Genomic DNA, 22,909 nt, shown 5'->3' with positions numbered 1-22,909 from the left:
TTATAGATAAATATAAGTCATAATCACATTAACAATAGCAGCTACAAGCATAGGAATAGCTGTTCTTTTTACAACTTGTAATGGATTTACTTTAGCCATAGCTGAAATTGCCAAAATAGCAGGCGCAATAGGCGAAACACATCTACCAAAACCTGTCATGATTTGAATAGGTGCTATCATAGCTATGGTATCAACACCAAAAGATTTTGCTATATTTGGGATAAGTGGTGCAAAAGAGAAAAATGCTGCATTTCCTGAACCCATTAAAAATGCACATACAGCAAGCAAAATAGAAACTGCTATAATAATAGCAAGTACTCCAAAACCTGCATCTTTTGCAAAGCCTATTAAAGTATCCACAAAGCCAACTGATAAAAGTCCGCTTGCAAAAACTTGACCACAAACAATCAAAGAAACTGTGATTACAAACAAATGCCCCATACCTTTAAAAAATACCATGATAGAATTTAAAGTATCAATCAAACTTCTATAACGAATGATTTCAAAAATAATTGCAATAAAGGTTGAAATCATCATAGCAACTGGTACATTCATTTTAATAGCAGTAGATGAAGCTGCTTTAACTTCTTCCATAGTAGTAAATCCCATTAGCACCATAATGCTATCTAAAACACTACTAAAACCCAAAATTAACACTAAAGGTATAATAGGTAAAATCGCATAAATTCTAGGTGGCTTTTTAAGCTCTTCACTTTTACCATCATGTTCTGCTAATTCTTTTTCAACATCATCACGATTAAATGTGAAATTTTCTTTTTTATCAAAATATTTTGAGCAAAAATAAATAGCAATACCTACTGCTATGATAATAGGTACAGTTGTAGGAAGCTGATAATGCACAAAATATACCGCAGGATCAATTTCGGCTGTTTTTGCAGCTAAAATCACATTACCACTACCTGGACCATGGTCAATGTATTGACAAATAGCAATAATCGAAAGCGCAGAAAGCTTAGAAACACCTGAGCGTACTAAAATAGGATACATTGTAACCATAAGTAAAAGTGCTAAACCTGCATGTGAAGGTATAAAAAGCACTAAAAACTGGATTACAAAATATGAAACTAGCAATAAAATATAAGGTGATTTTACCGCCTTTAAAGGTCTTTCAAATACTTTAAATAAAGCATAGCTTGCGCCCACATGATCCATATAAGCAGAGAACCCTGCTATACACATTAAAGTAAGTCCAAGTCCTGCTAGAGTACTTGACATTTTGGTATTTACTACTTGGAAAATATCAAAAAGACCTAAATGTAAAGATTGCTTTTCACTAATGATAGGAGAAAGTCCAAAAATTCCTGCCAAAGCTAGCAAGAATAAACCACTTAAAAGCAACGCCATATGGGCGTTGATTTTTTTATAGAGCATAAATACAAGTAAAAATACAGAACATCCTGCAAAAAATAAACCCAACATGCTCTATCCTTTATGAGCAATAACCTCTATCTCCACTTTAGCACCCTTAGGAAGATCTTTTACCGCAAAAGCACTTCTTGCAGGATATGGAGCTGCGAAAAATTCAGAATAAACCTCGTTGAAAGCCACAAAATCATCAATATTTGCTAAAAAGCAAGTCGTTTTAACTACATTATTAAAATAAAGATTATTTTCTTCTAATATAGCCTTAATATTTAACAATGATTGTCTTGTTTGTTCTTTTACATCTTCACTTTCTATATTTCCACTTTCTGGATTAATAGGAAGTTGCCCTGAAATAAATAACAAACCATTAGCTTCTCTATAAGCTGAATATGGTCCTATAGCTTTTGGATAATTTGCCATGTATACTCCTTGTGTTTAAATGAAATCATAATATAATATTATCATCATAATAATAAATTGTCAATATTTTTTTATCATAATAATAATTTTTTTTATTGTTATAATTATTAACAACTTTGATGAAAATATTTTGTAAAATAACAAAAAACAACAAAAAGGTCTAGATCATGGATGAGCAACAAAAAGAATTATTTATCAAACTTACTCAGTTTTTAGGACAGGTACTTGGCGATCAATATGAAATAGTTTTTCATGTGATTGCGCCTGAAGGTTCATATATTGCAGCCATTGCAAATAACCACATTAGTGGAAGAACAATTAATTCTCCATTAACTTCTTTTGCAAGTGAACTTGTACAAGAAAAAGAGTATTTAAATAAAGATTTTTTATGTGATTATAAAGCAAAGGTTGGAAAGTCTAAGATTGTTACTGGATCAACTTTTTTCATTAAAAATCAAAATAAAATTGTGGGAATTTTATGTATAAATCACGATACCACAGAGCTTAGAAATGCTATTAGTAAAATCATAGAACTTGAAAAAATCAATGATTTTAGTGATTTATTAGATATTCATAATCAAAACAATGTAAATTTACACAATGTGAGTAATATAGAAACACTTAGCCATTCTATAGAAGATATTTTAGCTGAAAACATAGACTTAAAATATTTAAATTCGGGATATAGTTTAAGCACTGAGCAAAAAGATGAGATTATTAAAAAGCTTCATTCGAAAGGAATTTTTAACATTAAAGGAAGCATACCTATAGTTGCTAAATCACTTAATATATCAGAACCTAGCGTCTATAGATATTTACAAAAACTTAAAAAATAATCTTTAAGCTAAAATACAAGCTTAGAGATAAAATAACCTGCAATAGTTGCACTAACAATCAAAACAAAACCTGGTCTTAAATAAGAGTGATTGATCACAAATTTACCTATTTTTGTTGTACCTGTTCTATCAAAAGCCACACATGCTATTTGATTAGCTCCTGGCACTATAAAATCTCCGCTCACACAAGGATAAAGCACAATAAGAATTTGAGGAGGAATTCCCAAACTCACACCCAAAGGCATCAAAGCAGCTACTGTTGCTGAAGGAGAAAAAATCACCATAGAAAAGGCAAATAAAGCCACCCCAAATAAATACGGATAATCCTCTACAATATGCGATAAAGAATCACTAAATAAAGGCTTATAAGTTTCAAAAAATGTTCCTGTCATCCAAGCTATACCAAAAACCCCTACAACTCCTATAAGTCCTGATCTAAATACCGAAGCTTCACCAAGCTTATTGGCAGGAACTTTAGCAAAAAGCATAATCAAACAAGCTGTTGCAAGCATGATCATTTGGATTAAATTTGGAGTGGAAAGTCTTTCTATTTTACCATTTGCAAACTCATAATGAGGTAATAAATTTGTAAAAGTACCAAAGAAAATAATAGTTAAAATCCCTAAAGCAAAAATATATAAAGATCTTTTAGCCATAGGATCATGCTCACTATCTTTATTTTGTAAATCTTCACTTAAAAAATGATATTCTCCCGCTCTTACTCTTTTTTGAAATTCCTCATCTTGCTCAAGCTCTTTTCCTCTTTTTAAAACACTCAAACAAGCAAGAAACACACCTATAAAAAAGGCTGGCAAACTTACTATTAAAATTTGTACTATCGTTGTACCGCTAAAAGCTAAAACAGCCACCATAGCAGCAGTAGCTGCACTCATAGGTGAAGCTATAACACCAATACCTGCTGCTACAACTGAAACTGAAAGCGCTCTTTCGGGACGAATTTTAGCATCAGCTGCCACTTCAGCAATCACTGGATAAATAGAAAAAGCTACATAAGTAGTACCGCAAAAAATCGTAAAAGCAGAGCTAATCAAAGGTCCCATAAAAACAATAGCTTGAGGTTTTTTCTTTAGAATTTTTTCTGCTATTTTTACTAGCAAATCAAGTCCGCCTGCACTTTGCAAAACACTCACACAAGTAATCACAGCAAGTATAATAAACACAACACTCACAGGAAGTGAAGCTGGTTGCATACCAAAGACCAAAACTAAAATACACATACCAAGCCCACCTGCAACCCCAAGTCCTATACCGCCATATCTACCACCTATGGCTATCATAGAAAAAATAATGAAAAATTCTAATATAAAAATAACATCCATTAATCTTGTGCCTTATATCGATCCAAAAGCTCTTTTGCGTGTTTAATTTGCTCTAATACTACTTTAGTTCCTGTGCCACCATAAGATACTCTTGCGTCTATACAAGTTTCTAAAGCAATTGCTTCATAAATATCTTCTTGGATATTTTCATTAAATTGATGAAATTCCTCCATACTAAGTTCTTCAAGCATTTTTCCATGTTTAATACAATAATTCACAGCACCACCAACTATGCTATGAGCTTCTCTAAATGGTATATTTTTTCTTACTAAATAATCAGCCATATCTGTGGCATTTGAAAAGCCTTTTGCAGCAGCTGCTTTTGTATTATTAGCATTTACTTGCATTTTTTCTATCATAGGAGTTATGATTTTCAAACTTGCCATTAAAGTATCCATAGAATCATAAACTTGAGCCTTATCTTCACTCATGTCAGTATTATAAGCTAGTGGAATACCTTTCATAATAGTTAGCATCGCCATAACATTACCATACATTCTACCTGTTTTACCACGCATTTTTTCAGCTACATCAGGATTTTTCTTTTGAGGCATTATGCTTGAACCGGTACAAAAATCATCACTTAATTCTATAAATTTAAAATCTTGACTTGAAAAAAGTATAAGCTCTTCACAAAAACGACTAAGGTGCATAAAGCACATTGCGGCCACAGAAGTAAATTCAACCATATGATCTCTATCACTAACACTATCAATACTATTTTCTGTTGGTTTTACAAAACCTAATTCTTTGGAGCAAAAATGTCTGTCTATATTAAATGTGGTTCCACCAAGCGCAGCTGCTCCTAAAGGACACTCATCCATTCTTTTATATAAATCTTCAAAACGAGAATAATCCCTACTTAACATCCAAAAATACGCCATAATCCAATGTGAAAAAAGTACCGGTTGACCGGTTTGTAAATGTGTATAGCCTGGCATAATAGCTTTGATATTTTTTTGAGCTTGATGGATAATTTCTTCTTGTAAAGCAATAATTTGATTTAAAATTTCTTTAATAACTGCTCTCATATGCATTTTTGAATCAAGCGTAGTTTGGTCATTTCTACTTCTTGCAGTGTGAAGCTTTCCGCCTACTGGACCTACAATTTGTGTCATTCTTTTTTCCACAGCCATATGAATATCCTCATCAGCTATATCAAAAACAAAGGTTCCATTTTGAATTTCTTCTCTAACTTGTTCTAAACCCTTGATGATAATTTTTGCTTCATCTTCTTTTATAATGCTTTGTTTTGCAAGCATAGTGCAATGAATTATACTTCCTTGTATATCAAAAGGAGCAAGTCTTGGCTCAACTAATAATGAAGCGGTGTATTCTTCAACTAATTTATTTGTAGGTAAATCAAAACGTCCACCCCATAATTTTTCTACTTTTTGTGACATATTTATCCTTCTGTTTACAAATAAAAGGATAATTTTATAATTTTTATTTTTTCAAAGAGTTTAACTTTTCTTTCTTTTAAAAATTTTTAACACACCAAAAGCTATTTTTTTAAGAAAACTTTTTTTAGAATGCTTTGTTAAAAATTCTACTATATCTCTATGCCCAAACATTAGTGCAAAAGTAAAAGGTGTCATACCAAGACCGTTGTTTTCATCAATATTTGCTCCATGTTCTACTAAAAGCTTACACATAGGCAAATATCCTTTAAAACACACCCCTGCTAATGGAGTTTGTCCTCTATCATTTTTCTCATCTACCCTAGCATTATTTTCTAGTAAAAACTTAGCACATTCATAAGCATTATGATAACTTGCAAGCATTAAAAGACTATCGCCTTTATGATTTTTTAAATTCACACTCAAACCCGCTTCTATCATAATCTTTAAATTTTGTAAATCATTTTTTCTTGCATAATCAAAAGCCATAGTACAAAGCTCTTGAATTCTTTTTTCTTCTTCATTACTAAACATATTTTTCCTTTTATAATCTTTAGTTTGCCACTTTTAAAGTGGCAAGTAAAAATTACATTTTCAAAGTTTTTTTAACACCATTTGCATATTCACTTGAAATTTTTTCAAAATGACTTAATGCTCTAACAATAATTTTTTCATCAACCCCGCTCATAGAAGCTGCTATATTTTTAAATAATTGCTCTTTTTGATCTTGGTTCATTATATCAAACAAGGCTTTTGGTTGAGTATAAAAATCATCATCAAGTGGAGCATATCTTTGCGCACTACCTTCAAGTGCTAAGTCAGGCTCGAGATAGCTTTTATCTTCTTTTGGACTATCATCATAACTATTTGGCTCATAATAAGCTGCGCCATTTTTATAAGTGTCAAAATTCATAGCTCCTGCTACATTATAAGTATTTACTTCGCTTTTTGCGCGATTAACTGGCAATAAATGATAATTTGTCCCTATGCGGTATCTGTGTGCATCAGGATAAGAAAAGATTCTAGCTTGCAACATTTTATCAGGACTAAAACCAATACCAGGAACGATATTGCTTGGACTAAATGCAGCTTGTTCTACTTCATTAAAGTAATTTTGCACATTTTTATTAAGCACCAACTCACCTACTTCTATTAAAGGCACAATACTATGTGGCCAAACTTTAGTTAAATCAAAAGGATTAAAACCTAGTTTTTCTACTTCATCTTCTTTTAAAACTTGAATTTGGAAAGTCCATTTTGGAAAATCTCCTTTTTCAATAGCCTCATATAAATCTCTTTGATGGCTTTCTCTATCATTTGCTATTAAATTCGCCGCTTCTTCATTGGTTAAATTTTTAATACCTTGCTTGGTTTTAAAATGAAATTTCACCCAAAATCTTTCATTTTTATCATTAATCAAACTATAAGTATGACTTCCAAAACCATGCATATGACGATAACTTGCAGGAATTCCCCTATCGCTCATTAAAATAGTAACTTGATGTAAGCTTTCAGGACAAAGACTCCAAAAATCCCATGCAGCATTATTACTTCTTAAATGAGTTCTTGGATCTCTTTTTTGAGTATGGATAAAATCAGGAAATTTATACGCATCTCTTATAAAAAATGTTGGAGTATTATTGCCTACTAAATCCCAATTTCCTTCTTTAGTATAAAATTTAATCGCAAAACCTCTTACATCTCTTTCTGCATCTGCTGCCCCTGCTTCACCTGCAACTGTTGAAAATCTTATAAATAAAGGTGTATTTTCTCCAAGCTGTAAAACTTTTGCTTTAGTGTATTGAGAAATATCTTTAGTAATTCTAAGTTCTCCATAAGCACCACTTCCTTTTGCATGTACTGTTCTTTCTGGAATTCTTTCTCTATTTTGATGAGCAAGTTTTTCAAGCAAAATATAATCTTGCATTAAAAGCGGACCTTTAGCGCCTGCACTTAGTGAATTTTGATTATCGGCTATGATATTTCCAAAATCATTTGTTAGTTTTTTCATTGTGTCTCCTTTTTAAATAATAATTTTTATTATTTGATAAATTATATTCCTATTTTATTAAAATAAAATTAAACGATAAAAATTATCATTATTTAAAAAATGATTATAAAATTCTTATTTTTAAAAAAATAATCTTTTTTTAAGCATAAATATTTTTATTTTGTAATAAAATTGTTAAAAAATAAGAATAAGAATTCTTATTTTAAATATTTTTACTACAAAATTAATAAAAAAGGAGAGCTTATGGATAAGGAAACAAGAACTTATTATATTAAATTAGTTAAATTTCTTGCAGAAGCCTTGGGTAGAAATTATGAAATAGTCTTGCACGATGTAAGCGAAGATGGAGCTAATATAGCAGAAATTGCTAATAACCATATTAGTAAAAGAACTATAAACTCACCTCTAACTGGTTTTGCCATTGAAATGATTAAAAATAAAATCTATTTAGAGCGTGATTACATAACACATTATAAAACTTCAGCTAAAAGCTCACAAGCAATGTTAGGCTCTACTTTTTTTATTAAAAAAGATGAAAAACTCGAAGGTTTGCTTTGTATTAATCATGATACTTCAGCATTTAAAAAAATCTCTGATGAAATTTTAAATCTTGGAAATATTTATGATAATGCTTATGAAAACCCTGAGCAAGAAAATAAAGAATATATTAAACTTGATTTAGAAGAAATTGTCGAAGATATTTCTGGTATGGATATAGAAAGTTTTAAAAATAAAAGCTTAAAACCAAAAGAAAAACAAAAAATGATAGCTAGTTTATATGAAAAAGGTGTGTTTAATGTAAAAGGTGTTATTCCTAAGGTTGCTGAACTTTTAGGTATTTCTGAGCCTAGTGTTTATCGACATTTACAAAAGATTAAATAATCATAATTTAAAAAAATTGTAATTTTTGATACAATAACACTTTAAATTTTATAAAAGGAAAAATATGGCTGATGATATGATGGATGAACAAGGCGAATCAAAGAAAAAAGGTGGCAATACTTTAGTAATTATTATCGTTGTATTTTTATTTGTATTTTTACTTGTGATTGTAGGAGCGATTGCTTATTTAATGTTTAGCGGTGGTTCTGATGAAAATCCTACTCCACAAGCTGAAGAAAGCGCACAAGTTGCACAAACCCCTAAAAAAACAAATGCAGTAGCAGCCAGAGGGAGTGATTATGCAAATATTGGAGTGATGTATCCTTTAGCACCTTTTACACTAAATTTATTAAGCGATGGTGGATCAAGATATGTAAAATGCACAATTCAACTTGAACAAAATGTTGAAACCCTAACCCCTGAACTTGATAAAAAGGTTGCTATTATTAGGGATATTATCATTAGAACTTTAACCTCAAAAACCTTTGAAGAAGTAAGCACCACAAAGGGCAAAGAAAGATTGAAAGATGAATTAACCGGTAAAATCAATGAGGTTTTAACTGACGGTTTTATCAAAAATATTTATTTTACTGACTTTGTAGTATCTTAATGATAGGCTGTGACATAGTCGTATGCTCTCGCATAGAAAAAATTTACAAAAGACACAAAACGCTTTTCTTGGATAAATTTTTATCCAAGCAAGAGCAAAGTTATATAAAAAATACCAACACTCTAGCCGGATTTTGGGCTATTAAGGAAGCTGCTTCTAAGGCTTTGGGGGTTGGAATTTCTAAAGAATGTTCTTTTTTTGACATCATCATCTCTAAAGATGATAAAAATGCTCCACATATTAGTTTTTCTCAAAAAGTCATGCAAGAATTTAATATAAAATCAGCAAGTGTAAGCGTAGCACATGATGGGGGTTTTGCTATAGCAGTAGTGGCTATAGAAACCAAGCAAGGTTAAAAAACCTTGCTTTTACATATAAAGCCCACCGTTAACTTTTAAAATTTCCCCTGTGATATAAGAAGAATGATCGCTTAATAAAAACGCCACAGCTTGAGCTACCTCGCTTGCATCTGCAAAACGCTTTAAAGGGATATTGTTAATATAATTTTGTTTTATTTCATCACTTAAGACTTCAGTCATATCACTTTTTATAAAACCTGGGGTAATGCAGTTATATCTTATATTTCTTGCTGCGCCTTCTTTAGCAAAAGATTTTGTTAGTGCTATCATACCACCTTTACTAGCACTATAATTAGTTTGGCCTGCATTTCCCATCTCTCCAACTATAGAGGCAATATTAACAACCGCGCCAAAACGCTTTTTACTCATAGTTTTTAATGCCTCTCTACAACCTAAAAAGCTTGAATTTAAATTAGCATTAATCACTGAAGAAAAATCATCCATGCTCATTCTAAGTGCTAATTTATCATTTGTAATACCCGCATTATTAACTAAATAACTAAGTTCACCATCACTTTCTACTATAGTTGCAATAGCGCTTGTAAATTCTTCTTCAACACTTGCATCAAATTTAATCACAGCTGCAGTGCCACCACTTTTTTCTATCTCTTCTTTTAACGTATCAGCAAGCTCAGGTTTACTTCTATAATTAATCCAAACTTTCAAACCATAGCTTGCTAATTCTTTAGCTATCGCTGCACCTATACCTTTACTTGCACCTGTTATTAAAACATTTTTTCCACTAAATTTCATTGTTCTCCTTTAAATTAAAATAAAGCCTCATCCATTTCTTTTGGAATAGGTAAGTTTAAAATTTTAAGCACGCTTGGTGCTATATTACTAAGTCCCATGCCTTCTTTAAGCTTTTCTACTCCTTTAGCTTCCACAAAGGCAAAAACATCAAAGGTTGTGTGATTAGTGAGCATATTTTCATTTTCATCCCTCATTGCTTCACAATTTCCATGATCTGAAGTAATAATGAAAGCATAACCATGCTCTCTTGCTTTAGCAATAACCTTACCCAAACATTCATCCACACATTCAACCGCACTAATTGCAGCTTCAAAATCACCCGTATGTCCTACCATATCACCATTTGCAAAATTAACTACGATAAAATCTATACCATTTTCTATACCCTTAATCACCTCATCTGCAACTTCTTTAGCGCTCATTTGAGGTTTTTCATCATATGTTTTTACCTTAGGACTTGGGATTAAAACTCTTGTTTCATTACACTCTAACTCTTCTTTTCCCCCATTAAAGAAAAAGGTTACATGAGCATATTTTTCTGTTTCAGCTGTATGAAGTTGGCTTAAATTTGCATTAGCTATCACAGAAGCTAAGGTATTATTTAATTCTTCTTTTTCAAACATCACAGGTAGTTTAAAACTCTCATCATACAAACTCATAGTAATAGCATTTTTTACAAGTACTTCTTTTGGAAATTCATTAAAACTTTCTTGCGTTAAAGAAGCAACCAATTGACGCATTCTATCATTTCTAAAATTGATAAAAATCACACCATCTTCAGCCTTAATCCCATCAAAGTTTTGACTAATGACTGGGGTTAAAAACTCATCTGCGATATTTTCATCATAATTTTTTTGTATAAATTGCACAAAATCATCACACTTTGGTGCCTTAGCAAATAAAGCATCATAATAAGATTTAACTCTATCATAGCGCTTATCTCTATCCATAGCATAAAATCTTCCCGATAAAGAAGCAAAATTAACCCCTTCTTTTTCGCAAAATTCCTGTAAAGATTTTATAAATTCTAAACCTGAATTTGGGGGACAATCTCTACCATCGCTAATTGCATGCGCAAAAACTTCTTTATTTTCTTGCTTACAAATTTTTAAAAGCGCATCAAAATGTGTATGCATAGAATGCACCCCACCATCACTATAAAGCCCTACAATATGCACTCTTTTGCATTTTTGCAATAAATCTTTTAAAGCCTTATTATCTTTTAAAGCATCATTTTCTATGGCTTTATTTATCTTGACTAAATTTTGATATATTATGCGTCCACTACCTATACACATATGCCCCACTTCACTATTACCCATTTGACCTTCAGGCAGACCAACTGCCAAACCACTTGTTTTTATTAAAACATTAGAGGTATTTTCAAAAAGCTTATCATAAGTTGGCTTTTTAGCATGAAAAAAAGCATTATAGTTTGAATTTGTATTATGTCCTATACCATCTGTGATGATCAAAATACATTTTTGACTCATTTTTTACTCTTTTTTATAATTTATTTATGTGATTTTACTAAAATTATGCTTTTAAAAAACAAATACAAGGTTAAAATTTTGCTTTATCTTACAGAATATACAAATTATATGTTTTTTTCTTATATTAGCGTGCGTGCTGGTTTTGCATTTTTTATCGCTTTATTTTTGAGTTTGTATTTAATGCCAAAATTTATCAAATGGGCTCAAAATAAAAAAGCAAATCAACCTATTTATGAATACGCTCCACAATCACACCAAGCTAAATCTCACACCCCTACTATGGGTGGACTTGTTTTTATCTTTGCTACTATCATAGCAAGTGTTTTAAGCGCTGATTTAAATAATAGTTTTGTAATTGTTGGATTATTATGTTTAGTACTATTTTGCACTATAGGCTTAGTAGATGATTTGGGTAAAATTTTAAAAAAAGACAATCATGCAGGACTAAGCCCAAAAATGAAGCTTCTAGGGCAATTTAGCGCTGCTTTTATCTGTGTTGGATTATTATATTTATTTAACATAAATACTGAATTTTATTTACCTTTTTACAAACATGCTATATTTGATGGTGGTATGTTTATGTTGTTTTTATGGATTTTAGTCATTGTATCAAGCTCTAATGCTGTGAATTTAACCGATGGACTTGATGGACTTGCAACCGTGCCTTCTATATTTTCTCTTTTAAGCCTTGGTGCTTTTTTGTATTTAAGTGGAAATGCTATTTATAGTTCTTATTTATTTTTACCTAAAATTCAAGGTCTAGGAGAACTTGTGGTATTAAGCGCAGCTTTAGTTGGTGCGCTTATGGGATTTTTGTGGTATAACTGCTATCCTGCGCAAGTTTTTATGGGAGATAGCGGGAGTTTAAGCATAGGGGCATTTTTGGGTTATCTTGGTATAGTAAGTAAAAATGAAATTTTACTTTTGCTTATAGGTTTTGTATTTGTTTTAGAAACTATTTCAGTGATTTTACAAGTCGGAAGTTTTAAAATTTTTAACAAAAGAGTATTTAAAATGGCACCTATTCATCATCATTTTGAAAAAATAGGCTGGGTAGAAAATAAAATTATCGTGCGTTTTTGGATGATAGCCTTACTTGCAAATATCATTGCATTAATTAGTATAAAGTTAAGATAATGAAAATTTCACTTTTTGGATATGGAAAAACAACTAAAGCTTTTGCACAGCGTTTTGGAAATTGTGATATTTATGATGATCATTTTACAAGTATAAGTAAAGATGAATTTAACAATACACTATTACCACCTTGTGAATTTGATCCTTTAAAAAGTGACTTAGAAATTCCAAGCCCTGGTTTTCCAAGTGATCATCTTCTCATACAGCAAGCAAGAAATTTAAGCAGTGAGTATGATTTTTTCTATGATGGCATGCCAAAAAGTGTTTGGATAAGTGGAACAAATGGCAAAACCACTACTACTCAAATGACACATCATCTTTTAAAACACATCAACGCACAAATGGGAGCAAACATAGGAACTCCTTTAGCACAAATGAATGCTAATGCTAAATTATGGATTTTAGAAAGCTCATCTTTTTCACTTTTTTACACCAAAGTAGCTAAACCTGAAATTTATGCACTTTTACCTATTACACCCGATCATCTTTCTTGGCATAAAAGCTTTGAAAATTACGAGCGAGCAAAGCTTAGCGTGCTTGAAAGAATGAATGAAAATGATGTGGTAATTTTACCTAAAAAATATGAGGTTTATCCAACTCATGCTTATGTTATAAGCTATGAAGATGAGCAAGATTTAGCTAAAAAAATGCAAATTGATTTAGAAAAAATTCATTTTAAAACTCCATTTTTACTTGATGCACTTATTGCCTTAAGTATAGAAAAAATCATACTAGATCGTTGCTCTTATGAACTTTTAAATGAGTTTAAGATAGAAAAAAATAAACTTGAAGAAATATTTGATCATAAAAATAGACTTTGGGTAAATGACACTAAAGCGACTAACCTTGATGCTAGTTTAGCTGCTCTTAAACGTTATAAGGATAAAAAAATTCATCTTATCATAGGTGGGGATGATAAGGGAGTGGATTTAAGTGCTTTATTTACTTTTATGAAAGAGCTTAATATAGAGCTTTATGCTATAGGAAAAAGCACTAATAAAATGCTTAAATATGCTAAAAATGCTAATTTAAAAGCACATTTTTGCGAATTTTTACCTAAAGCGGTAGAAAAAATCAATCAAAATTTAACTAATGATGAAGTAGCCCTGCTAAGCCCTGCTTGTGCGAGCTTAGATCAGTTTAAATCTTACGAAGAAAGAGGGGAGCTTTTTAAAAAATGCATTCAAGAATTAAACTAAGTCTTTTTGAATACAAAGTTTTAAAAACTCACATAAATTTATAAATTTCTTGCTTGGCTCTTTATTTTTATGATAAACCAAGCAAAGCTCTCTTGAGATTTTAAAATTTTTTAATCTTACTTCAAATAAGCTTTTAGCTTCAAGTTCTTCTTTAATACTAAATTTAGGTAAAACTGCCAAAAATCTACCTTTTTTAACCAACTCTTTTATCATAGCAGTTGAGTTTAGCTCATAAACCAAATTAAGCTTTACATCTTTAGGTAAAGCATTTAAAAACACTTCTTTTGCACCAGAACCTTGCTCACGACTTAGCCATTTAAAATCCTTTAACTCATCTATGAAAAATTCTTTTTTTAAATCATTTTTACTCACCACAATCAACTCATCATCGCAAATTTTAATCTTTTTTATATCCTTATCTTTGCAAATCCCTTCAATCAAACCTATATCGATTTCTTTATCTAAAATATCTTTGATAATATTTTGACTGTTATCCAAAGACAAATTTAACTTGATATTTTCTGCCTTTTGATCCAAAAAAGATCCTAGTAAATAAGTACCTACATTTTGACTAACTTTCATACTTATTTCATAGCTTTGATCATCCTGCATTGCTTTTTCAATACGCTCAAATTCTAAAATCAAAGGAGCAATTTGTTTTAAAAAAACCTTTCCTTTTTCGTTCAAGCTTAAAAATTTAGTATTTCTATCAAAAAGCTTGGTGTTTAAACTTTTTTCAAGTTCAAATATAGCTAAAGACAAAGCAGATTGAGTTATATTTAATTCTTTAGCACAAGTTCTTAAATTTAAATTTCTACACAAGGCTTGAAAATATTTTATTTGTTTAAAAGTCATAAGTACTCTTTTGATAAATATTTTTAATCATTATATCAAATAAAATTAATTTTACTTATCACAAAAAAATCATTAAGATTACAAAAAACAAAAAAGGAAAAATTCATGCATAAAAATATATATAAACATAGAAAATTTGAAGCTTTTTTACTGCTTTTTACCCTTGCTTTTTGTGCTTTTGCTATCTCTGAGCTTAATTTTTTTAAAAATCTTGGAATTTCAGCTTTAATCATAGCCGTGATTTTGGGAGCTTTAATAGGAAATTTAGCACATCAAAATGCAAATTTGCTCAAAAAATCAGGAGTTTTAAGCATAGCAACAAAAGAAATTTTAAGACTTGGGATTATACTTTATGGCTTTAGAATTACTTTTAATGATTTAGAAAAAGTTGGATTAAATGGAATTTTATTAGCATTTTTAGTGGTGTTTTCTACCTTTTTTATAGGGCTTTTATTAGGAAAATTATTTAAACTTGATCTTAAAGAAAGCATACTTATAAGTAGTGGCTCAAGCATTTGTGGAGCAGCTGCTGTGATGGCTAGTGAAAGCGTTGTTAAAGGTGGCTCTGCCAAAGTTGGCGTGGCAGTTTGTACTGTGGTTGTATTTGGAACTTTGGGGATGTTTTTATATCCTTTGGCTTGGAATTTAGGCTGGTTTGATTTTTTTAATTTAAAACAAATGGGATATTTCATGGGAGCAAGCTTGCATGAAGTTGCACATGCTGTTGCAGCAGGTGAAGCTGTGCAAGCAGGAGATGGTGCTGTCATAGAAAAAATGATGCGTGTTTTAATGCTAGTGCCTTTTTTAATTTTCTTAAGTCTTTTTTCATTGAAATTTCTAAGTAAAAATAATGAAAAAATATCCATTAAAGCAAATATTCCTTATTTTGCTTTGTGGTTTTTATTTGCATGTGGTATTAGCTCACTTGAAATATTAAATACAGATTTTGCGCTTAACTATATAAAACCAAGTATACAAACCATAGACACACTTTTACTTTCTATGGCCATGGTAGCTTTGGGAGTGAATATCCATAAAAATGTTTTAAAAAATGCAGGTTTTAAACCATTTTTAATGGCATTGTTGCTTTTTATTTGGTTAATCTTTATATCAATTAGCTTAATTCTCCTATTAAATTTATAATATGTTTCATAATGAAACATATTATAGTATTTTATAATTTTTTATTAATTTAATATTTATTTTTTACTACTTTATATTTAAATAATATTATAATTACATTGAAAGAAATAAACAAAAAAAGGAGTTAACATGTTTACGCCTAAAACAAAATGTGAATTAGTTGCTCTTGTTAGAGAAGAGCTTATTGCCTTAGACAAAATTGATGTAAGCTTAATTACAGATATGTCTTATTTATTCTACTATTCTACTAGAACTAACTTTAATGGTATAGAAAAATGGGATGTATCAAATGTTAAAGATATGTCTTATATGTTTTATTGCTGCAAAAGCTTTAATCATGATATTTCCAAATGGAATGTTAAAAATGTTGAAAATATGGAAGGAATGTTTTTTGATTGCGAATCTTTTAATCAAGACTTGTCTTCTTGGAATATGTCAAATGTAAAAGATACTAAATATATGTTTTGCAATTGTCTTAAATTTAACCATAAAGTAGAAAATTGGGATGTGCATAATGCCATTACAATGGCACATATGTTTGAAAACTGTAAACAATTTGATCAAGATTTATCAAGATGGGATGTGCACAATGCTAAAACAATGGCATTTTTATTGCACAATTGTACTAATTTTCACTATGATGTTAAAAAATTAGATATTGATAAAAATTGTAATATTCAAAAAATACTAGGACATGAAGAAATACAAAATAAATATGCTATAAAACATTGATTGCAAGGTAAGCTATTGCTTACCTACTTGATTAATCCAAAGTCCCATAGCAATCACAACAATAACCTGCCCTAAAAATCCTTGAAATATACTAAATAATCTTAGCAAAGAACTAACAGGAGTTACATCTCCAAAACCTATCGTTAGCATAGTAACTCCGCTAAAATAATAACAATCAACCAAACCTTTTATTCTATTTTGAATTTGAGGTTTTAACTCATCATCCAAAGACCAAAAATTATGAATTCCTCTTATAGGGGTTTGAAATTGCACTTCTATAACTTTTTCTTGTAAATTTATAATGTCTAGATTTTCATTTTTTTGAGTAGCAATTAACATTCTATTGTAATTATCTACATCACAAGAAAAATAATACAAATTCCCATACGCAAACCATATCAAAACATACGCATATAAAATAATAAAAAATTTTTCTTTAATATTAATCTTTCCACTAAAAGCAGCCCAAATACTAATAAGCAAAAAAACCATCAATGCTACAGCCACCATAATAGGAATAATATTTAAAATTAAAAATAAAATTTCAGAAGTAATTTTACCTGTTGCATAAATAGCAAGTTCATCAAATAAAAAACTACAAAACAAAGGCACCATAGCAAGCAAAGTCCAAATAAAGAGAAATTGTTTGGTGCTTTTGTGATAAATGCTAATATAATGATTTAAAAGTCTATGGTGCAACATTAGCGAATCAGCAATAAAGGTTTTTTAGCCTTAGTTAAAATATCATTTGTCAAACTACCAAATAAAATACTTTTTAACCAGTGATGTGAATAAGCTCCCATAATCAATAAATCTATATCATTTTGTTCACCAAAATCAAATAAAGCCTGAGTAATCTCTCCATTTAAATGCTGAGTTTGCACATTTAAATTTGCTTCTTTAAAAATTTGACTTACTTGAGCTAATAACTCATAAGAAGCTTTTTCATCTTCAGAAACATTTACTACATAACGCTTTGTTTCTTTAAAAATAGGTCTTTTAATAGCTTGCTCTATGGCCTTTTTAGCTAAATTACTCCCATCATAAGCCATCATCACACTTTTAATCTCTTTAAAAGCAGAATTTACAAGCAAAATAGGTACATTTAAAGCTCTTACTAATTCTTCTGTATGAATGCCTATTTTGTTTTTCTTACCCCCGCCTTTTAAACCTGCTATGGCTAATCTTATTTGATTATTGTATTCTTTTAAAACTTCTTCCAAATCTCCATCTCTTTGCACACTAAAGCATTCTTTTATGCCTTGTTCTTTTGCATAAATGCAAAATTCTTCTAAAATTCTTTGCCCTTTTTTGCAAAGATTTTCATTTTTTTGGTTTTGCTCTTCTACTAAATCTTCAATCACACACCCACTAGCACCTATGCCAAAACTACAAGCTAATTCAGCATTAGTAAAATTTGGCTCTATAGTATATAAAAACATTAAAGGCAAATCTAACTTTTTAGCTAAATACACCCCATAATACAAACTTTCCCTGCAAGGCTCTAAAACATCCACACAAACTAGAATTTTTTCCATTTAATATCCTTTTGTAGCATTAATCTTGTGCTTTTTGAGCTATTAAAACACCTTCTATGATTTTTTTAATATCTCCATCTAATATATTATCAACCTGTGAAAAAGCTTCATTTGAGCGTGTATCTTTAACTTGTTGATAAGGAAAAAGTACATAAGAGCGGATTTGATGACCCCAACCTATCTCACTTTTTTCGCTTGAATTTGCTTCATCTTGTTGTTTCATAAGCTCAAGCTCATAAAGGCGTGATTTTAACATTTTAAAGGCTGTAGCTTTGTTTTTATGTTGGCTTCTATCGTTTTGACATTGCACTACTATACCACTTGGCATATGAGTTATGCGCACTGCTGATTCAGTTTTATTAACATGTTGTCCACCTGCTCCACTTGCTCTATAATAATCAATCCTTATATCTTTTTCTTCAATTTCTATTTCTATATCATCATCAAGTTCAGGTGAAACCATCACACTAGAAAAACTCGTATGACGACGTCCTGCGCTATCAAATGGAGAAGTTCTTACTAAACGATGAATGCCATTTTCAGCTTTTAAATACCCATAAGCATTTTCGCCTTTTACCAAAAAGCTAACATCTTTAAGCCCTGCCTCTTCGCCTTCTTGAAAGTCAAGTGTTTCTACTTTAAAACCTTCTCTTTCACAAAATCTCAAATACATCCTATAAAGCATACTAGCCCAGTCATTACTCTCCGTTCCACCCGCTCCTGGGTGAATGGAAACTATAGCATTTTTACTATCATTTTCTCCGCTTAAAAGCATAGAAATTTCAAGATTTACAATAAGATCTTCTAGCTTGTTTGCATCTTCAAATAAAGCTTCTATAGTATCTAAGTCATTTTCACTATTTGCTAGATCAAAAAGCTCGCTAGCATCGTTTAAAGCATTATTTGCATTTTCATAATTTTTAAGTAAATTTGAAATTTTAGTTTTTTCTTTACCTATAACGCCTGCTTGTTTTACATCACTCCAAAAAGAAGGGGAATTTTCTAAATTTTCTATTTCTTTTAATCTTGCTTTTATCTCTTCAGGCTTAATAATAGAAGCAATATTTCCGACTTTGTTTTTTAATTTTTTTAAAAGTTCGCTGTATTCGTAATTATCCATAAAAATTTTCTTTCTAATTTTTGATATAATTTAATCTTATAATTTTAGCAAAAAAATAAAACATTTAAAGTGAGAAATATGCCAAAACTTTTTTTAATGTCTTTAGGTTGTAATAAAAATTTAGTTGATAGTGAAATCATGCTTGGGAGATTAAGTGATTATGAAATTTGTGATGAGCCAAGCATAGCTGATGTTTTGATTATAAATACCTGTGGCTTTATAGATAGTGCTAAAAAAGAAAGCATAAATGCGATTTTAGACTTACACGAGCAAAGAAAAAAAGATTCATTGTTAGTTGTAACAGGTTGTTTAATGCAACGTTACCGCGAGGAATTAATGAAAGAACTACCTGAAGTTGATCTTTTTACCGGTGTGGGAGATTATGAAAAAATTGATGAGATGATACTTAAAAAAACTAATCTTTTTTCCAATTCTACTTACTTGCAAGATGAAAATACCAATCGTGTAATCACAGGATCAAACTATCATGCTTTTATCAAAATAGCTGAAGGGTGCAATCAAAAATGTTCATTTTGCGCCATACCAAGCTTTAAAGGCAAGCTTAAATCAAGAAGCCTAGAAAGCATTGTAAATGAAGTAAAAGAACTTGTTAAAAAAGGCTATAAAGACTTTTCTTTTATCGCTCAAGATACAAGTTCGTATTTATTTGATCAAGGTCAAAAAGATGGACTTTTAAAACTTATTGAAGCTATAGAAAATATCCAAGGCGTAAAAGCTGCTAGAATTTTATATCTATATCCAACAAGCATTAGCAAAGAAGTGATAGAAAAAATCATTCAATCAAAAGTTTTTGTAAATTATTTTGATATGCCTTTGCAGCACATCAGCGATAATATGCTTAAAATCATGAAACGCGGAGCTAACAAAGCTAAACTAATCGAGCTTTTAAATTTAATGAAACAAGCTCCAAATTCATTTTTACGCACAGGTTTTATCGTGGGTCACCCTGGAGAGAGTGATGAGGATTTTGAAGAATTATGCGCTTTTATCAAAGAATTTGGTTTTGATAGAATTAGTGTTTTTGCTTATTCTAAAGAAGAAGATACCGCAGCTTTTGACATGGAACAAATTCCTAGTAAAACCATCAATGCAAGATTAAAAGTGATAGAAAAAATCGTCGATGAATGCATAGAAAAAAGCTTTAATCAACAAGTCGGTAAAAAAACTTTAGCATTTTGTGAAGGTCACAGCTCTGAAGGAGAATTTTTCATCGGTGCGAAAGATTTGCATTGGGATAGAAATATAGATGGAGAAATTCTCATCAATGAAAGTGATTGTGGCGATTTAGAAATGGGTAAGCTTTATGAGTGTGAAATCACACAAAATTTAGATAAAAAACTCATTGCAAAAGCCTTAAGAAAGCTTAATGATTGATAGCAAATATTTACATCATTTAAAGCAAGGAAGAAATCTTTTAGCGTTTTCTCATGGGAGTGATTCTAGTGCTTTATTTTTCATGCTTTTAGAAAAAAACATAGATTTTGATCTTGCTTTTATAAATTATAAAACTCGTAAAAATAGTGACAAAGAAGAGCAAAGTGCTAAAGAATTAGCCAAGCATTTTCATAAAAAAATTTACATCAAAACCACACCCAAGATAACAAAAAATTTCGAAGCTTACGCAAGAACTTTGCGTTATGAATTTTTTGAAGAACTTTGCAAAAATTACTCTTATGATAATCTTTTACTAGCTCATCATTTAAATGATAAACTAGAATGGTTCTTAATGCAATTTTCCAAAGGTGCAGGGCTTAGAGAATTACTTGGTTTTAAAGATATTGAAAAAAGACAATATTTTACTATCATAAGACCCCTGCTTGAAATTCCAAAAGAAGAAATTTCAAATTACTTAAAAGAAAACAATATCACTTATTTTCATGATGAGAGTAATGATAATGAGAAATATTTTAGAAATTTCATACGCAAAAATTTTGCCAATGAGTTTTTAAAACTTTATCCAAATGGAGTAAAAAAAAGCTTTAAATACCTAGAAAAAGACTTAAAAGAAGAAAATATTTGTGAATTTAAAAATATTTACATTACTCATAAAGATGAAAGTTTAATCGCAAAATGTTTTAAAAAGCTTGGAGTACTTTTAAGTGCTAAACAAAGACAAGAAGCATTAAAAGGCGATGGAGTGATTTCACATAAAATAGGCATTGTTTATATGCAAGAAAAAGTTTTGATTTTTCCTTTTGTAAATTGTGAAAAAATGCCAAAAGAATTTAAAGAAATTTATAGAAAAGCAAAAATCCCTAAACTCTTAAGAGCATATTTACACACAAAAAATATTGATGTAAAAGAGCTTATGCAAGCTCTTTTATGATTTCTTCAAAAAGTTCTTTTACCCTTGCTTCTAAAAAGTCTTTAAATTCAACACTTGTAGCTTCGGCACGCATGATAAGATATGGACTTGTATTAGAAGCACGCAAAAGTGTCCAGCCTTCTTTAAAGGTGATTCTAACTCCGTCAATTTCATTACAATCAAGCACATTTTCAAAAGCGTTTGCTTTTACTTTTTCTTTAAATTTTTCTATGATTTGAAATTTATTTTCCTCACTAACCCTAAGCTTGATCTCTTCACTTGCATAAAGTTTTGGCAATTCTTTAACTAATTTTTCTATATCAAAACCATTTACTAAAAGCTCTAATGTTCTTAAAAATGCATAAATTCCATCATCATAACCAAAATATCTATCTTTAAAGAAAATATGCCCACTAAGCTCTGCTGCTATGTCGATATTTTGCTCTTTCATCATTTTTTTAATGTTAGAATGTCCAGTCTTACCCATCATGATAAAACCAAATTTAGCTACCTCATCAAAAAGATTTTTAGAACATTTTACTTCACCTAAAACTCTAGGATTTTTTATATTTTTAGCAAATAAATAGCAAAGCTCATCACCCTTAAACACATAGTCTTTACTTGCAACCACCAAGCGATCTCCATCTCCATCAAAAGCAAAGCCCATTTTTGCATTTTCATTTTCTTTTAACGCAACTTGTAATGCGTGTAAATTTTCAAGCTCTGTTGGATCAGGCGCATGATTTGGAAAATTTCCATCAGGATTTTCAAATAAAATTTGCGCATTAAGATTTAATTTTTCCACCAAAGGCTTTATAATTACTCCAGTGGCTCCATTTGCACAATCAATAATGATTTTTTCTTTATAATCTTTAAGATGTGAAAAATGTTTAGCTAAAAAGTCTATATATAAGCTTTTAATATCATAATTTTCATATCTTAAATCATCATTGATTTCAAGTTCTAAATACTCTTGCACTTTAGCTGAAAGTTTTTTTAAATCAGTACCAAAAAAACTTTCTTTATTAATCGTGATTTTAAAGCCATTGTATTCTTTTGGATTGTGTGAGCCTGTTATCATGATATTTGCATCAAAAATATCATCGAAAAACAAACTAAAATATCCCATAGGAGTTGGTGCTAAGCCTATATTGAAAACTTGCATATTAGCTTTATTTAAACCACTAATTAAATAGTTAAAAAGTTCATTTGCACTATACCTTGCATCATAGCCTACGCTTACTTTCTCACAACCCCTTGCTTTCATTTCTAAACCCAAGGCATAGCCTATGGCTTTTACACTTTTTTCATTTAACTCACTTGGGTAAAGCCCTCTTATATCATACTCCCTAAAAATCAAATCTAACAT

Annotated in this window: 23 protein-coding genes; 10 read left to right on the top strand and 13 right to left on the bottom strand. The window is 30.3% G+C overall.

Annotation, left to right across the window (positions count from 1 at the left end):
- Both dcuC and CLCT_RS01390 read right to left on the bottom strand, forming a co-directional pair.
- Window positions 1-1,440: a C4-dicarboxylate transporter DcuC gene (gene dcuC, locus CLCT_RS01395; protein WP_039667998.1), complete on the bottom strand. Its 1,440-nt coding sequence runs from the start codon at window positions 1,438-1,440 to the stop codon at window positions 1-3.
- 3 nt (window positions 1,441-1,443) lie between these two features.
- Window positions 1,444-1,806: a Rid family detoxifying hydrolase gene (locus tag CLCT_RS01390; RefSeq protein WP_012661024.1), complete on the bottom strand. Its 363-nt coding sequence runs from the start codon at window positions 1,804-1,806 to the stop codon at window positions 1,444-1,446.
- Between the two features lie 167 nt (window positions 1,807-1,973).
- Here CLCT_RS01390 and CLCT_RS01385 point away from each other — a divergent pair, with 167 nt between their 5' ends.
- The gene (locus tag CLCT_RS01385) at window positions 1,974-2,642 is read left to right on the top strand and encodes a YheO-like PAS sensor domain-containing protein (protein WP_012661023.1); all 669 of its coding nucleotides are present in this window, start codon (window positions 1,974-1,976) and stop codon (window positions 2,640-2,642) included.
- An 8-nt stretch (window positions 2,643-2,650) separates the two neighbouring features.
- On the opposite strand, the gene CLCT_RS01380 is transcribed toward CLCT_RS01385, so the two are convergent.
- The 4 genes from CLCT_RS01380 to CLCT_RS01365 are packed head-to-tail and all read right to left on the bottom strand — an operon-like array spanning window position 2,651 to window position 7,393.
- Window positions 2,651-3,982, bottom strand: coding sequence for an anaerobic C4-dicarboxylate transporter family protein (locus CLCT_RS01380; RefSeq protein WP_039667997.1), 1,332 nt, complete (start codon window positions 3,980-3,982; stop codon window positions 2,651-2,653).
- Complete coding sequence (argH, locus tag CLCT_RS01375; RefSeq protein WP_149062023.1) at window positions 3,982-5,385, bottom strand: argininosuccinate lyase; 1,404 nt, start codon at window positions 5,383-5,385, stop codon at window positions 3,982-3,984. The genes CLCT_RS01380 and argH overlap by 1 nt, the downstream gene beginning before the upstream one ends.
- Window positions 5,386-5,445: 60 nt before the next feature.
- Entirely contained in the window at window positions 5,446-5,916 is a 471-nt protein-coding gene (locus CLCT_RS01370; RefSeq protein WP_039667995.1) for an ankyrin repeat domain-containing protein, read from the bottom strand.
- Between the two features lie 52 nt (window positions 5,917-5,968).
- Entirely contained in the window at window positions 5,969-7,393 is a 1,425-nt protein-coding gene (locus CLCT_RS01365) for a catalase (protein WP_149062022.1), read from the bottom strand.
- A gap of 243 nt (window positions 7,394-7,636) precedes the next feature.
- Here CLCT_RS01365 and CLCT_RS01360 point away from each other — a divergent pair, with 243 nt between their 5' ends.
- The 3 genes from CLCT_RS01360 (at window position 7,637) to acpS (ending at window position 9,241) form a co-directional block, all read left to right on the top strand.
- Entirely contained in the window at window positions 7,637-8,275 is a 639-nt protein-coding gene (locus tag CLCT_RS01360; protein WP_149062021.1) for a helix-turn-helix transcriptional regulator, read from the top strand.
- Between the two features lie 64 nt (window positions 8,276-8,339).
- Window positions 8,340-8,885, top strand: a complete 546-nt coding sequence (gene fliL, locus CLCT_RS01355) for a flagellar basal body-associated protein FliL (protein WP_149062020.1) — start codon at window positions 8,340-8,342, stop codon at window positions 8,883-8,885.
- Window positions 8,885-9,241, top strand: coding sequence for a holo-ACP synthase (gene acpS / locus CLCT_RS01350; RefSeq protein WP_149062019.1), 357 nt, complete (start codon window positions 8,885-8,887; stop codon window positions 9,239-9,241). Before fliL ends, acpS begins: the two co-directional genes overlap by 1 nt.
- Window positions 9,242-9,253: 12 nt before the next feature.
- Here acpS and fabG read toward each other — a convergent pair whose 3' ends face one another.
- Window positions 9,254-9,997 carry a 3-oxoacyl-ACP reductase FabG gene (gene fabG / locus CLCT_RS01345; RefSeq protein ID WP_149062018.1) on the bottom strand — a complete coding sequence of 248 codons (744 nt, stop codon included), beginning with the start codon at window positions 9,995-9,997 and terminating at the stop codon, window positions 9,254-9,256.
- A 14-nt stretch (window positions 9,998-10,011) separates the two neighbouring features.
- Entirely contained in the window at window positions 10,012-11,490 is a 1,479-nt protein-coding gene (gene gpmI / locus CLCT_RS01340) for a 2,3-bisphosphoglycerate-independent phosphoglycerate mutase (RefSeq protein ID WP_149062017.1), read from the bottom strand.
- Window positions 11,491-11,568: 78 nt separating this feature from the next.
- Between gpmI and mraY the strand changes: the two genes are divergently transcribed.
- Window positions 11,569-12,627, top strand: a complete 1,059-nt coding sequence (mraY, locus tag CLCT_RS01335) for a phospho-N-acetylmuramoyl-pentapeptide-transferase (RefSeq protein ID WP_149062016.1) — start codon at window positions 11,569-11,571, stop codon at window positions 12,625-12,627.
- Window positions 12,627-13,826: a UDP-N-acetylmuramoyl-L-alanine--D-glutamate ligase gene (gene murD / locus CLCT_RS01330; RefSeq protein WP_149062015.1), complete on the top strand. Its 1,200-nt coding sequence runs from the start codon at window positions 12,627-12,629 to the stop codon at window positions 13,824-13,826. Before mraY ends, murD begins: the two co-directional genes overlap by 1 nt.
- On the opposite strand, the gene CLCT_RS01325 is transcribed toward murD, so the two are convergent.
- Window positions 13,818-14,681 carry a LysR family transcriptional regulator gene (locus CLCT_RS01325; protein ID WP_149062014.1) on the bottom strand — a complete coding sequence of 288 codons (864 nt, stop codon included), beginning with the start codon at window positions 14,679-14,681 and terminating at the stop codon, window positions 13,818-13,820. The two genes, murD and CLCT_RS01325, sit on opposite strands and share 9 nt — an antisense overlap.
- Window positions 14,682-14,786: 105 nt before the next feature.
- Here CLCT_RS01325 and CLCT_RS01320 point away from each other — a divergent pair, with 105 nt between their 5' ends.
- Window positions 14,787-15,824, top strand: a complete 1,038-nt coding sequence (locus tag CLCT_RS01320; protein WP_149062013.1) for a YeiH family protein — start codon at window positions 14,787-14,789, stop codon at window positions 15,822-15,824.
- Between the two features lie 129 nt (window positions 15,825-15,953).
- On the top strand, window positions 15,954-16,556 hold the full coding sequence (locus tag CLCT_RS01315; RefSeq protein WP_149062012.1) for a BspA family leucine-rich repeat surface protein: 603 nt from the start codon (window positions 15,954-15,956) through the stop codon (window positions 16,554-16,556).
- 12 nt (window positions 16,557-16,568) lie between these two features.
- Here CLCT_RS01315 and CLCT_RS01310 read toward each other — a convergent pair whose 3' ends face one another.
- Genes CLCT_RS01310 through prfB form a run of 3 tightly spaced genes read right to left on the bottom strand, consistent with a single transcriptional unit; the run spans window position 16,569 to window position 19,214 of the window.
- Complete coding sequence (locus CLCT_RS01310) at window positions 16,569-17,258, bottom strand: ion channel (protein WP_211352618.1); 690 nt, start codon at window positions 17,256-17,258, stop codon at window positions 16,569-16,571.
- Complete coding sequence (locus CLCT_RS01305; protein ID WP_149062011.1) at window positions 17,258-18,094, bottom strand: universal stress protein; 837 nt, start codon at window positions 18,092-18,094, stop codon at window positions 17,258-17,260. The genes CLCT_RS01310 and CLCT_RS01305 overlap by 1 nt, the downstream gene beginning before the upstream one ends.
- Before the next feature lie 19 nt (window positions 18,095-18,113).
- A complete protein-coding gene (gene prfB, locus CLCT_RS01300; RefSeq protein ID WP_149062010.1) occupies window positions 18,114-19,214 on the bottom strand; it encodes a peptide chain release factor 2 in 1,101 nt (366 codons plus the stop codon).
- A gap of 78 nt (window positions 19,215-19,292) precedes the next feature.
- On the opposite strand from prfB, the gene rimO reads away from it, so the two are divergent.
- Together rimO and tilS are read left to right on the top strand one after the other, a co-directional pair.
- Window positions 19,293-20,609, top strand: coding sequence for a 30S ribosomal protein S12 methylthiotransferase RimO (gene rimO / locus CLCT_RS01295; RefSeq protein WP_149062009.1), 1,317 nt, complete (start codon window positions 19,293-19,295; stop codon window positions 20,607-20,609).
- Window positions 20,602-21,561 (top strand): tRNA lysidine(34) synthetase TilS, encoded by a 960-nt coding sequence (tilS, locus tag CLCT_RS01290; RefSeq protein WP_149062008.1) that lies wholly within the window; start codon window positions 20,602-20,604, stop codon window positions 21,559-21,561. Before rimO ends, tilS begins: the two co-directional genes overlap by 8 nt.
- On the opposite strand, the gene CLCT_RS01285 is transcribed toward tilS, so the two are convergent.
- Complete coding sequence (locus CLCT_RS01285) at window positions 21,542-22,909, bottom strand: phosphomannomutase/phosphoglucomutase (protein ID WP_149062007.1); 1,368 nt, start codon at window positions 22,907-22,909, stop codon at window positions 21,542-21,544. The genes tilS and CLCT_RS01285 overlap by 20 nt on opposite strands.

The sequence above is a fragment of the Campylobacter lari subsp. concheus genome (assembly GCF_008245025.1).
Taxonomy (GTDB): domain Bacteria; phylum Campylobacterota; class Campylobacteria; order Campylobacterales; family Campylobacteraceae; genus Campylobacter_D; species Campylobacter_D concheus.
This window is presented reverse-complemented; position numbering and strand designations above follow the sequence as displayed.